This window comes from Corynebacterium sp. HMSC059E07 (assembly GCF_001814395.1).
Classification (GTDB): Bacteria; Actinomycetota; Actinomycetes; order Mycobacteriales; family Mycobacteriaceae; genus Corynebacterium; species Corynebacterium hesseae.
The window spans coordinates 1-12,538 of sequence record NZ_KV816276.1 but is presented as its reverse complement, the minus strand read 5'-3'; the positions used below and the strand labels follow the sequence as shown (position 1 = coordinate 12,538).

Here is a 12,538-nt window from a genome sequence, read left to right as displayed (position 1 = left end):
GTAGGCCAGCACGGAGAGCTATAGAATAAATACGCGACACAATTGCACAAAGGCATTGAACACCTTGTGCACCCAATAAGAATTTCAGTCCGAACTTCGGCATTCCCTACTGCGCTCAGTTTTGCAACTGCGCGCATTTGTTGCAGTTCGGCAGGCGAAGGCGAACACTATGACGGTCACTAACTACGTGGTCCCCCACTCTGGGTTTGGTGAACCTCGCCGCCTCACGGTTGATGCCGTTAACCCGGAGATGTTCCTGCAACTGCTCTCCCTGGCGGATAACAACCACCTCAACGTCACCCTGTGTGGGCACTCAAGCTCCGGCTTCCGCGTCCGGTATGAAGATGACATCGTTGGCGTCATCCCCGCTTCCCAATCCGCCGATTACACGGAATTGGATTGGATCATTAGCGCGGGTTTGACCCCACAGGCCACTGCAGAAATTTCGCTCCGCGAGGACGCGGTGGAAGAAACCGTTCCGGCATTCGAAGTTCTCCTCCCGGAGCCAGGCCTGTGCGTCCCGATCAATGTTCCCCCGGCTCAGCGATGGGGCATGCTCGACGGCGACCGCGCCCTTCGCATCACTGACTTTTCGGCCCACACCCGTTCCCTGCCGAAGCACCCTGCGCATCTACTCGTGCGCTTGACTAACAGCCGGCGCTTCTTCCACCGCGCCATCGAGGTTCATCTCGATGACAAGCTCATCGCCACCGTTCCGCGCGATCAGGCCACGTGGCTGAGCGATACCATCGCGGGTTTCAAGCACGAGGGTCTCATTGCCATTGCGCGCGCCTACTTCACACCGGATGATAAATCCCCAGCCCTGACCGTCTACTCCGAAGAAGGAACACCAGACGCTCACGTCGCCGTGGGGACCGCCGGCGTCATCGCTGCCGCCGCTGGCGCGGTTGCCGCGACGGCCACAAACACCGATAGGGCTCATGCAGCAACCGCTCCGGTAGGCGGGTTCCAGGCAACGGGCACGGCACACACCGCAAGTTCCGCTGCCACACAGGGCGCACAAGTCCTCTCCTTGAAATCCTTCGGGACCGCCGCAACAGTTGGCTCAAAGATCGCCGCTGCTAGTACTGGTGTCAAGCTGGTGTGCGCGGCAAGCGTTGCCGTCATCATCGGCGGAACCGCTAGCTTTGTATCCTCTGTGCACGCACTTCACTCCGCCCCCAATCAGGTTGCTGACTCGGCTTTAGAGGAGCACACCACTTCGCTCCTTGCCCCCAGCCCGGCCAATAATGCAGAAGCTGACGCCGCGCTTTCCAGCGAAGCTGACGCAACCGAGGACACGGCTGCAGGCGCCCACCGCCCCGATAACCAGGGGCACTCGGTAGCACCACGCGCCCTCGACCGAACCACTTCCTCGACTCCGGCGGAGCCAACGGAACTGTCTGAGCCGACGGAGCCGATTAAGCTGGCCGAGCCCACGCAACGTGCAGAGCTCGTCACGCCCGGAGAGGCAATCCCTTCCCCGCGCAACACGCACCACGCTGAAGTCACACCGCCAGCACCGCGGGAAACCGAAGCCACAGAAGAGTCCACGTCGCGCACGTCACGGCCCTGCCAGGAGGATTCCACCTCCACCACCACAACTACGAGCGCACCTAGCTCCACGCGGAGCGTGCCGACGTCCTCGCCTTCGGCGACCCCAACTTCTTCGACGACACCGACCTCATCAACTTCGGCGCCGAAGACGACTGCTACGACGCCAACGTCCCGCACCACCACACCTGTCAGCACTCCGCCCACGACTACGCCAGCGGAGTCGACTACTCCTGCACCGACGACCTCCAAGCCCGCTGCATCCACGACTGCTACGCCAACCACGACAAAGACTCAGCAGCCCAAGCCCAGCACCTCGTCTCAACCAAGCACCACGACTAAGCCCAGCACCTCGTCTAAGCCGAGCACTTCGCCCAAGCCGAGCACCACACCTAAGCCCAGCACCACGCCGAAGCCGGAACAGACTTCTGAGCCCACACCAGACCGCACTCCTGAGCCGAGCCGTGAGCCCGAACCGACCCCCGAGCCCACGCCAGACCACGACGGCTGGGTCATCATCATCGAGGCCGACTAGTCCGCAACACGCCCTGCCTCGCTGCCAATTCGGGGGATACGGCAGCTTCACGTGTGCCCTTTCCAGCTTCCTCGCGGTTGGGTACTAAACTGTGAACAATGACTACGACACCCGGCCCCACCGAACCTGCAGCGCAGCTCAGCGCAGCAGAGACGCCGGCCGCGGCGTCGCCACAATCCAGCGCCCCGAAACCAGGACCGCGCCCTCACTCAGCTGAGAACAAGCAGAACAGCAAAGAAGATAGGGCGTCGGCCCGCGAAGCAGCCCTCGCTGCCTTCCCCTTTGTTGCGCTGACCATCCAGACCACTGGCATTCACCCCTCCACAGGTCGGTTGCTTACCGTGGATGCGCTAACACTCAACACCGCGGGTGAAACCGGCCAAGAGTTCCACGCCGTCCTCAACCCCGGCGAAGACCCTGGCCCCCGGCATCTTCACGGCTTGAGCGCTGAGGAAATCCAGACGGGTCAGTCCTTTTCCATGTTGCTCAAGCCGCTGGATCGGCTCATCGATGGCCGCACGCTCATCGTCCACGACGCCCCGTACACCTGGGGTTTCATCGTCGCCGAAGCGCGCCGCGCGATGACTGCCGCCGCTCGTCAAAACCGCGCGCGCAACCGCAACCGCGGCAAAGGCCGGCGCCGTCGCTTCAAGGTGGGACACGTTCCCACCCCAGTAACCATCGTGGATACGCTTGCCACCGCTCGCCGCCAAAGCGTGTGGGGCACCGATATCCGCCTAGCGGCCGTCGCACGGGATACCGGTCTTCCTGCGCCCGACCCCACCGCCAGCGTCGCCCGTGCGCAACGACCGGAAAAGGACACCTCCCGCGAGGCAACCCGTCTGCTCGTGGACCTCTACCGTGCGCAAGCCGCGGGCCCGCTCAGCAGCGCGGCACCGGATGAGCTGCGAGCTGATCGCTTTGGGCTACAGCGCTCCCACGTCCGCGTCGACGCTGCCGAAGCTCCCCGTCAGCACCACAACCCCGGCCCCTATGTGCCCGGCAAGGAACTCATCCGTGGCATGGAGATCGTCGTTGCCCCGGAGATCACCGAGGACCCCGACACCATCATCGCGGCGTTGGCCCGTGAGGAGCTGAACTACTCGGAGAAGCTCTCCCGCGAGACGTCCCTCGTGGTCTGCAACATCACCACCAACCTCGTGGGCAAGCCCATGCACGCTCACCGCAAGGACATCCCGCTGATGTCCGATGTTGCCTTCCTCGCGGCCCTTGAGCGCATCGAGGAACCGACCGAACCCGAAGAGCAATCCACCTCCGGCGCAACGAGCAATTCGGGTAAGCGCCACAGCAGTGGGCAGCCCAACCGCAATCGTTCCACGAACAAGAACCGCCGCCGCTCGCGTCGCAAGTCCTCCAACGCCCAGCACTCCCCTAAACAAGGACAAGGGCAGAAGAAGCACCAGGGCTCCCCGGCCGACGGATCCGCAAGCGACAAGCCTGCTCAGTCGGACTCCAACTCGAACAACCGGAATAAGGGCGGCAACAAAGGGCGCCGGCGTCGCCGCCGCGGCGGACGCGGCCGTCGCAGCAACGGCAACCAGCAGAACCAGCAAAACTCGGGACACAACCGCTCCCACAACACCGATAGCTAGCGTCCCCCGACTACTCTGGGGAGCATGAATTTTAACTTCCGAAGCGCGTTTTCTTCCGCGCGCACCGCGGTTGCGACCTCCGCCGCGGCGTTGGCCACCACTGCCTCGCGCGCCACGGGCCGCGGTGCGGGCGGCATGATCGGCGGGCTCATCGCTAACGCCATTGACCCCACTATCATGCAAAACCTGGCCAAGCAGCGCCCAGCCGTCTTGGTCACCGGAACCAACGGCAAGTCCACGACCACGCGGATGCTCGCCGCAGCCGTGCGCACTACGCACACCGTGGCCACCAATGATGGCGGCGACAACATGGATGCGGGAATCATCTCCGCGCTCTTAGCTGGCAAGGATGCAAGCCATCTTGTCTTAGAAGTAGACGAGCTCCATGTCCCCCACGTTGCGGATAACCTCAACCCCACAGCGCTCGTGCTGCTGAACCTCTCCCGCGACCAGCTGGATCGCGTCGGTGAGATCAACAAGATTGAGCGCGCCCTGCGCGGCGCCGTCGAGGCCCACCCGGACATGCTCGTCATCGCCAACTGTGATGACGTCCTCATGACCTCCGTGGCCTATGACGCAAAGAATGTCATTTGGGTGTCCGCGGGTGCCGGCTGGATGGGTGAATCCGTCACTTGTCCACGCACCGGCGGCCACATCGTGCGTGACGGTGAGGACTGGCGCGCGGTCAAGCCGCTTGCCGACGGCCGCGAGTTCCGCCGCCCCACCCCCACCTGGGCGGTGACGGAGGAGGGCATTGTGAGCCCGGGGGGCGTCGACAAGCTCAAGCTTGCTCTACCGGGACGGGCCAACCGCGGTAACGCCGCCCAGGCCGTCGCCGCTGCCGTGGAGGCCTTCGGCGTGGACCGCCACAAGGCTATCGCCGCTGCCGAAAGCGTCAACGACGTAGCCGGACGCTACTCCACCATCACGCTGGGCAAACGCGAAATCCGCCTGCTCTTGGCTAAGAATCCGGCCGGCTGGCAGGAGGCGCTGTCCATGGTGGACCGTGACGCCGATGGCTTGGTCATCGCCACTAACGGCCACGTGGCCGACGGTATTGATATGTCCTGGCTCTGGGACGTGCGCTTCGAGGATTTCGAAGGCATCCCCGTCAAGGCAGCCGGCGAGCGCGGCACGGATCTAGCAGTGCGTTTGGTCTACGCGGATATCTCGCACGAGCTCATTGCAGACCCGCTCACCGCTATTCAATCCTGCCCGGAAGGCCGCATCGAGGTTTTGGCCAACTACACCGCCTTCCGCGATCTGAAGAAGGCACTCACCGCCGCAGCAGCAAAGGAGCACTCGAATGACTAGCCTGCAGATTGGCCTCATCCTCCCTGACATCCTGGGCACCTACGGCGATGACGGCAACGCCCTAGTCCTGCGCCAGCGCACCCGCATGCGCGGCCACGAGGCGGAGATTGTCCCCATCAAGCTGGGTGAGCCGGTGCCGGAATCCTTTGATGTCTACACCCTCGGCGGCGGCGAGGACACCGCGCAGATTCTCGCCGCGGAGCACCTCATCGCTGACGGTGGCCTCACCCGCGCTGCCTCCGCAGGTCGCCCGATTCTGGCAATTTGCGCGGGCCTGCAGGTACTCGGCGAGTCCTTCCGTGCATCTGGCCGCGTGGTGGATGGCGTGGGGCTTATCGACGCCACCACCGCCTCCATGGCCGAGCGCGCCATCGGCGAGGTAGCCACCGAACCCACCAAGGCCGGCATCACCGCTGAGCTCACCGAGCCTCTCACCGGTTTTGAAAACCACATGGGTGCCACCATCCTGGGGCCTGCCGCCCAGCCGCTGGGAACGCTCACACGCGGAACCGGCAATGCGGATACCGCTGCCATCCTGGATCTCTCCGACAGGGCCGTCCAGCGCGGCGCCGAGGGCGCGGTGCAGGGCAGCGTCATCGCCACCTACATGCACGGTCCGGTCTTGGCGCGCAACCCGCAGCTGGCGGACCTGTTGCTGGCTAAGGCCATGGGAGTCGCACTCAGCGAACTCGAGCCCTTGAACATCCCCGCCATTGATCAGCTGCGCACCGAGCGTTTTAATGCCTCGGAGCCGCCGCGCTCGCAGCGCTAGGGGCGCTCGGAGGCACCGCGCCGCTAGACCGTCAGGCGGCCGCTCAACGCACGCGAGAGCGTCAGCTCATCGACGAACTCAAGGTCGCCTCCCAGCGGCATGCCGGAGGCCAGGCGCGTGATCTTCAGTCCCGGGAAGTCTCGTAGCAGGCGCACGAGGTAGGCCGCGGTAGCCTCGCCTTCGGTGTTGGGATCGGTGGCGAGGATGACTTCGGTGATGTCCGGGGAGTCGTCGTAAAGCGGCACCTCCGGGGTGGAATCCGCAAGCTCTCGGTCCGGTAGTACGCCGCCGAGGCGCTGCAGCAGTTGCGAGATGTTGAGGTCTTTCGGGCCCACGTTGGCCAGCGGGTCGAGCGCGCCGCCCAGTACGTGGTAGCGGCCGTTATACTCGCCGGTGCGCTCGATGACCTGGATGTCCTTGGGCTCTTCCACCACGCAGATAGTGGAAGCATCGCGCTGCGAGTTCACGCAAATGCGGCAGACTTCCTCGCGGGAAATATTGCAGCAGATACGGCAGAAAGTCACACCATCACGCACCGCTCCCAGTGCCTTCTGGAGGCGGTCGATCTCCTCCGGGTCTTGATGCAGAACGTGGAAGGCGATGCGTTGCGCTGACTTCGGGCCAATACCCGGCAGGCGCGAGAACTCATCGATGAGATCCTGCAGTGGTCCTTCAAACACGCAATGCTCCCCTCACTTAACAATCCCCACGACCTTGACGGCCGGAGACACAACAAAAGGCCGCGCCGCCCTCCGTGAAGAGAGCAACAACGGCCTTTAAGTCTAACGCGCGGCTTACTGGTTACCGCCGAAGACATCCTGGATGGACGGACCATCATAGTTTTGCTGGGACTGGCCCATCCCCTGGGACAGCGGGCCAATCTTCTCCTGTGCCAGGCGGCCAGCTGCGGCGTGGGCCTCCTTGAAGGCACCGACGATGAGGTCCTGGAGGGTATCGATGTCCTCTGGGTCCACCACGGACTTATCAATGGAGATGCTCTGCAGCTCAGCGCCACCGGTCATGGTGACCTTCACCAGGCCATTGCCTGCGCTGCCCTCGACGGTGGCGGCCAGGATTTCCTTCTGTGCCTTTTCTAGTTCAGCCTGGACGCGAGCGGCCTGCGCCAGGATCTCGTTCATGTCATTTGCCTGCTGCATCGGGTCGTTCTCAGTCATGCTAAAAGTCCTTTCGTGCGGTTATTTTCACTACGCGACAAGTGTACAGATGCCGCGCTACAGTCGCCGCGCTCCCAACTCCTGTGCGAGGAGCTCCATGGCGACCTCCGTGGCGTTGCGGTGGTCCATCTCTCCGGCGCTCTGCGCGGCCTCTATCATCTCGCGTTCCTCGTCCGCGCGGGTGTATTCCGGCTGCGGTGCGGGCGCTTGCTGGGGCGCTGACTGCTGCGGCATTCCAGGCTCCTGGCCTGCGCTTTCCGACGCCCCATTCGCCCCCGCCGGCGGACCGTACTCCTCCGGCGGTGCCTCGAACTCGCCTTCGTCTGGGCCCGGCTCCGGCGGCAGCGGAACGCCGTTGCCGAACTTGGGAACCTTGGAAAACTCTTCATCGCGTTGGGCCGCGACCTGGGTCGCCTGCGCGATGCGTGATCGCCATTGGCTGCCACGAGCCTCCCTCTTTGGGGGCACCGCCGCCCCACGCGGGGCGGCCTCCGACCGCTGTGGTTCTGCCGGCGGGCGCGAGTCTACCTTCTCGCGCGCACCGTGCTGGGGCTGGGGTTGCTCCTTCGTCGTTTCAGACGACGGAGCCTGCTGCCCGATTTGGCGCGGCGCGCCCCATGGATCATCGCTGGCGTTATTGGGTTCCTTCGCTGCCGGACTCTCTGCCTCCTCGTCGGGCTCGGCGGCCTCACGTTGCGGTTGGTTGGGATTCCACTGGGTGCGCTGGGTGGGCTCTGGCACCGTGAAACCGTGTGCCTTCGGGTCGGTACCGATAACACACGTGACCTTCACTTCTCGGCTGAGCTCTTCCTTGAGGACGGTCACGATGACCTCATTGGTGCCTGGCGAATTAATGCGTTCAGCCAACGCGCCCGTGGTGTGTCCAAGGACGAGAGTCTCATCCCGCACGCCGAGGACACGGGCTTCGGCGAGCATGATTTCAGCGACCTTATTACGCCGCCCAATCGTGGCGCGCAGATCAGACCACCGCCCGCGAATCTCCGCGGCAAGGTCTTGCGGTTGCTCAGGCTCAGACTGCTGTTCTTGCGTCTTTTCTTGAGCCTGTTCTTGCCGTTCGTGTTGTACCGGCTGTTCTGCTTGCTCCGCGTGCTGCGGTTGTTCGCGCTGCTCCTGTTGCTGGTGATCCGGCTGCTGTTGGCCCTGTTCCGGCTGCGGATCAGGCTGCGCTTCCGGCTGTGCAGGGCGCTCCGGTGCCGGAGGTTGTGAAACCTCGGGAGCTGGAGTCTGCTGCGCCTGCTGGGCTGCTTCTTGAGCCCTGTCGGCCTGCTGTGGTTGCTGCTGTGCTTGTTGCTGCTGGGCCTCCTGCTTCGCTGCCTGACGGCTGCGACGCTGCGCGATGATGGCCGCGGCAGCGGCCGCCGGATCCTGTGCGCTGGCGACCGCAGATGGCTGGCGCTGCGCAGGCGCGGAGCCCTGCCCCGCGGGTGCGGAAGGCTGTGCCCCCGCACCTTGTGGCAAGGCACTGGGTACCTGACCGGCAGCTGCCGCCGCGGGGGCGGAGCCAACGATCAAGTGAGCACAGAGGATTTCTAGAAGTAGGCGCGGGGACGTTGCACCCCGCAGGGAGGACACGCGCTCATTGACAGTTTCCGCCAAGTAGGCCAGCTGCGGACCGGAGAAACGCTGCGCCTGGGCGGTAAGGACTTCCCCGCGATCAGTCGGCGCCGAGACCAAACCTTCCTCCAATGCGGAGGGCACGGCCTGCAGGATCATCAGATCCCGCAAGCGATCCAACAGGTCGATGGCAAAGCGGCGAGGTTCGTGGCCGGCTTCAATGACATCGTCGACAAGCCGGAAAAGCCCCGCCTTGTCCTGACTAGCCAGGGCATCCACCGTATTATCCAGCAACCCCACGTCCGTGACACCCAGAAGCGGGCGGGCTACCTCGTAGGTCAAGCCATCGGGGCCCGCACCCGCCAACAGCTGGTCAAGGATGGACAAGGTATCACGCGGCGAACCCCCGCCAGCCTGGATGACCATGGGGTACACGGTGTCATCCACGTGGACGTTCTCCGAGGCCACGGTGCGCTCCAGCAGCCCCTTCATCGCCGGCGGGGTCAGCAGACGGAAGGGATAGTGGTGGGTACGCGAGCGGATGGTGCCGATGATCTTCTCCGGCTCCGTCGTGGCGAAGATGAAGATGACGTGCTCCGGCGGCTCCTCGACAACCTTGAGCAAGGCATTCGCACCGGAGGCAGAAATCATGTGGGCCTCATCGATGATGAAGATGCGGTAGCGCGACTCCGCCGGCGCGTAGTAGGCGCGGTCACGCAACTCGCGCATATCCTCCACACCGTTGTGGGAGGCGGCGTCGAGCTCCGTGACGTCGAGGTTGCCCGGACCACCCGGGGCCAGCGAGACACACGAATCGCACACACCGCACGGCGTTGAGGTTGGCCCCTGCTCACAATTCAGCGAGCGGGCCATGATGCGCGCCGACGACGTCTTTCCGCAGCCACGCGGGCCGGAAAAGAGGTACGCATGGTTAATGCGCCCCGCATCGAGGGCGGCGGATAAAGGCGTGGTGACCTGCTCTTGGCCTACCACTTCCGCGAAGGTTGCTGGACGATATTTCCGGTAAAGAGCCACGGTTAGTCAGTGTAGCGTCTCAACCCGACACGTCACTCTGAGCGCTTCCAATCCAGCAGATCGATGCCTTGTTCAGCCACCGCTTGTTGCAGCGCCGGCACGCCTTCCTCAACGGCGTAGGCATACTCGGCGTCGCTTAGCATGAGCAATTGGCACACCAGCGTCAGGCGCTCCTTTTCCGCCAGCTGCGGGGTCTGTCCGCCCCACAAGTATGGGGCGATGAGCATGCCATGGCGCACGCTGAAATGAGCGAAGCGCTCGTCATCCTCCGCAAAAAGCTTGGGCAAGAGCAAGCCCGGCTGCGCGGGCAGCAGCCCTGCGGCTTGTTTAAGCAATGCCGCTGCCGCGCTCACCGCAGCGGCAACCTCCGATTGGCCGGTGCGTGCAACGGTGAGCAGTTCGCAGCGCACATCGATCCCCTGCTCGGCATGCGCCAGCCCGGTATCGACGTCAGCAAAGCCACACGTGACCGCGAGGGATTGCTCACCCTCCAGCGAGGCTAAGCCCAAGCGCTGCCCCTCGACATTTTTGAACTCGAGGTCAGCCGGGATGATCTGGTCGAGCCAGTAGGCCGTCTCGTCGGAGTTGATTGCCTTATGCCCCCAGCTTCTCTAGTGCGGCGAGCAGCACGCAGGTGGCCACGCCATCCATTGCTGCCTCGACTTCTTCCTGCGGCGGCAGGGACGGTGCCAAGCGAATGTTGTGGTCCTTGGCGTCCTCGCCGTACGGGAAGGCAGAGCCAGCCTGGGTCAGGAGAATGCCCGCGTCACGGGCCAGCTCCCACACGCGGGTGGCGGTACCCTCCATCACGTTGAGGGAGATGAAGTAGCCGCCCTTGGGGTGGGTCCAGTCCGCGATCTCATGGTGGGTGAGGTTCTTATCCAGGATGCGAAGAACCGCCTCGAACTTCGGCGCCAGCAGCGCAGCATGGCGGCGCATGATTGCGCGCACGCCCTCAGCGGAACCGAAGAACTCGTAGTGCGCGAGCTGGTTGATCTTGTTCGGGCCAATGCCGCGGATACCGGCGTGCTCCAGGTACCACTCGAGGTTGTCTTCGGAGGAACCGAAGAAGCTCACACCGGAACCGGCGAAGGTGATCTTCGATGACGAGGACATAGCCCAGAAGCGGTCCGGGTTTCCTTCCTGTTCCGCGATCTCCAGAATCGGCAGAACCTCCGGGAAGTCCTCGGTCAGCGTGTGCACGGCATAAGCGTTGTCCCACACGATGCGGAAGTCCGGTGCGCCGGTCTCCATCGCAGCGAGGCGGCGGGTCTTCTCTTCCGAGATGACGGCACCCGTGGGGTTGGAGAACATCGGCACAACCCACATGCCCTTAACCTGCGGGTCCTTGGCAAGCTCCTCGACTGCTTCGATGTCCGGGCCATCTTCTTCCATCGGCACCGAAATCAGCTCGAAGCCGAAGGATTCCGTGATGGCGAAGTGGCGGTCATAACCCGGGGTGGGGCAAATCCACTTGATGGTCTCTTCCTTGGACCACGGCTTCTCAGAGCTGTTAGTGCCAAAGGTGTAGGCCCACAGGATGAGGTCATACATGATGTTCAGGGAGGAAGAATCCGCCGCGACGAGGAGCTCTGGGTCCATGTTGGTGAGCTTGCCCCAGAGATCGCGCAGCTCCTTGATGCCCTTCTGGTTGCCGTAGTTGCGCAGGTCATTGCCGGCAGCGTCGGTGTAGTGACCACGGCCCGGCAGGACGAGCAGGTCATTAGACAGATCCAGCTGGGCCTTGGACGGCTTACCGCGGGTCAAGTCAAGATCCAACCCCTCAGCCTTGAGGGCCTCGTAGTCCTTGCGCACCTGCGCGGCAAGCTCATCAAGCTCGGACTTTTCAAGATTAAGAAGAGACATCCGTCTTCCTTCCGGGACGTAGTGCGGGCATATGGCAACCATACTAACGCCCCGTCACATCCCCCGTGTGAAGGCATACATACAAAAAGGGGACCCCGCGCACCCGCCAGAGCCTCCTGACCCTTGCTGCATTCCTGCCCTGGGGGAGTTCAGAGGATGGACGCCACGCGGAATCCTGCGGTCTAGCCTAGCGCGCCTTGCTTGTCGACGCCAAACCGCTCCCCCGCCACCCAACTCCCCACTCCGCTTCCAAGCGCACTCCCCGCCTCAAGCCACTAGATTCTTAAGTTTTCGCCCCTGACCTGGCGATTTTGCTTCATTAGGGGGCTCATGTAATGTTTTCCAGCGGAGGATTCGACTAGCGGCCTATGTCACACGCCTGGAACGCGTGCGGGAGTCACATCCCTCAGGGGTTCAAATCCCCTATCCTCCGCCATTGGGAAGTCCCCTGGATGTCATCATCCAGGGGACTTCTCCTCATGCGCAGGTGGCAGATTCTAGTGGTCGCGGATACACGGTTTTAGATTTCGTTGGCATAGCCTAGGAGTTCGGCCATTTCTTCGGCTGGTATTGCAAATCCTAGGGTTGCGCGTGGTCTTCTTCTTAACCACGTAGGCCGAGTTTCCCGCAGTCGTAGGCGACTATTGTCGATACGACTGCGGACAGCGAGATATCCCATGAGCTGTTTGGCTAAGAGGTAGCCAGGAATGGGTGGAACATTTGTGATCATGTCGACCGTGCTGTCGCATGGTATCTCTTCCGAAATCGCCTACGCCTTGCCGCTAGGGGCTTCTACTTGCTTGAGCTGACAGACAACAACCGGCAAGGCGCTACCTCAGTCTTCAATGAGTCGGCGTCTTTCTATATGACAAACCTAGACTGAGCATATCCCTATTACTCTTTACTCCTCCTTTTAGCTGATGCAGCAACTGAAAGAGCTATTCCTAGAAGGGCCATAGGAAGCCCAAGATTAGTAAGCCGAGTTTCCCAAAATAAGCCCGCTATACACAACAAAGCGCCTGCAATGAGAATGACAAGGGTAAAGACTTTAAATAGTTTCATTTCTGTCAGATGCGAGTTTTTGGTACCGGTGTTCTGG

Annotated in this window: 9 protein-coding genes, 1 tRNA gene, 1 other RNA gene and 1 pseudogene; 5 read left to right on the top strand and 7 right to left on the bottom strand. The window is 62.8% G+C overall.

All coding sequences use genetic code 11. The features are described from left to right. Positions 1-169: 169 nt before the first annotated feature. The 4 genes and pseudogenes from HMPREF2967_RS02125 (at position 170) to HMPREF2967_RS02110 (ending at position 5,788) form a co-directional block, all read left to right on the top strand. Positions 170-2,089, top strand: a complete 1,920-nt coding sequence (locus HMPREF2967_RS02125; RefSeq protein ID WP_070684786.1) for a hypothetical protein — start codon at positions 170-172, stop codon at positions 2,087-2,089. A gap of 98 nt (positions 2,090-2,187) precedes the next feature. Further along, a pseudogene (locus tag HMPREF2967_RS02120) lies at positions 2,188-3,354 on the top strand (DNA polymerase III subunit epsilon); the annotation flags it as partial. Between the two features lie 372 nt (positions 3,355-3,726). Continuing rightward, positions 3,727-5,016 carry a Mur ligase family protein gene (locus HMPREF2967_RS02115; protein ID WP_070684781.1) on the top strand — a complete coding sequence of 430 codons (1,290 nt, stop codon included), beginning with the start codon at positions 3,727-3,729 and terminating at the stop codon, positions 5,014-5,016. Beyond that, positions 5,009-5,788, top strand: a complete 780-nt coding sequence (locus tag HMPREF2967_RS02110; protein ID WP_070684779.1) for a type 1 glutamine amidotransferase — start codon at positions 5,009-5,011, stop codon at positions 5,786-5,788. The genes HMPREF2967_RS02115 and HMPREF2967_RS02110 overlap by 8 nt, the downstream gene beginning before the upstream one ends. 23 nt (positions 5,789-5,811) lie before the next feature. Here HMPREF2967_RS02110 and recR read toward each other — a convergent pair whose 3' ends face one another. The 6 genes from recR to ffs all read right to left on the bottom strand — a co-directional run bounded on the left by recR (position 5,812) and on the right by ffs (position 11,619). Next, positions 5,812-6,468: a recombination mediator RecR gene (gene recR / locus HMPREF2967_RS02105; RefSeq protein WP_070564269.1), complete on the bottom strand. Its 657-nt coding sequence runs from the start codon at positions 6,466-6,468 to the stop codon at positions 5,812-5,814. 114 nt (positions 6,469-6,582) lie between these two features. Beyond that, complete coding sequence (locus HMPREF2967_RS02100; protein ID WP_070524027.1) at positions 6,583-6,963, bottom strand: YbaB/EbfC family nucleoid-associated protein; 381 nt, start codon at positions 6,961-6,963, stop codon at positions 6,583-6,585. 57 nt (positions 6,964-7,020) lie between these two features. Continuing rightward, entirely contained in the window at positions 7,021-9,573 is a 2,553-nt protein-coding gene (locus HMPREF2967_RS02095; RefSeq protein WP_070684777.1) for a DNA polymerase III subunit gamma and tau, read from the bottom strand. A gap of 32 nt (positions 9,574-9,605) precedes the next feature. After that, on the bottom strand, positions 9,606-10,082 hold the full coding sequence (locus HMPREF2967_RS02090) for a suppressor of fused domain protein (protein ID WP_083303786.1): 477 nt from the start codon (positions 10,080-10,082) through the stop codon (positions 9,606-9,608). Between the two features lie 85 nt (positions 10,083-10,167). After that, complete coding sequence (locus HMPREF2967_RS02085; RefSeq protein WP_070684775.1) at positions 10,168-11,439, bottom strand: aspartate aminotransferase type Ic; 1,272 nt, start codon at positions 11,437-11,439, stop codon at positions 10,168-10,170. Between the two features lie 81 nt (positions 11,440-11,520). Further along, positions 11,521-11,619, bottom strand: an RNA gene (gene ffs, locus HMPREF2967_RS02080) — signal recognition particle sRNA small type. Positions 11,620-11,786: 167 nt separating this feature from the next. On the opposite strand from ffs, the gene HMPREF2967_RS02075 reads away from it, so the two are divergent. Then, a tRNA-Ser gene (locus HMPREF2967_RS02075) sits at positions 11,787-11,875 on the top strand. 458 nt (positions 11,876-12,333) lie between these two features. Here HMPREF2967_RS02075 and HMPREF2967_RS13375 read toward each other — a convergent pair. Then, a partial coding sequence (locus HMPREF2967_RS13375; RefSeq protein WP_232770585.1) for a hypothetical protein occupies positions 12,334-12,538 on the bottom strand: 205 nt, incomplete at its 5' end.

What these genes read in the sequence shown, in the direction of transcription:
- HMPREF2967_RS02100 (WP_070524027.1), bottom strand. Translation starts at nt 6,963, where the DNA reads ATGACTGAGAACGACCCGATGCAGCAGGCAAATGACATGAACGAGATC.
- HMPREF2967_RS02115 (WP_070684781.1), top strand. Translation starts at nt 3,727, where the DNA reads ATGAATTTTAACTTCCGAAGCGCGTTTTCTTCCGCGCGCACCGCGGTT.
- HMPREF2967_RS02110 (WP_070684779.1), top strand. Translation starts at nt 5,009, where the DNA reads ATGACTAGCCTGCAGATTGGCCTCATCCTCCCTGACATCCTGGGCACC.
- HMPREF2967_RS02125 (WP_070684786.1), top strand. Translation starts at nt 170, where the DNA reads ATGACGGTCACTAACTACGTGGTCCCCCACTCTGGGTTTGGTGAACCT.
- HMPREF2967_RS02085 (WP_070684775.1), bottom strand. Translation starts at nt 11,439, where the DNA reads ATGTCTCTTCTTAATCTTGAAAAGTCCGAGCTTGATGAGCTTGCCGCG.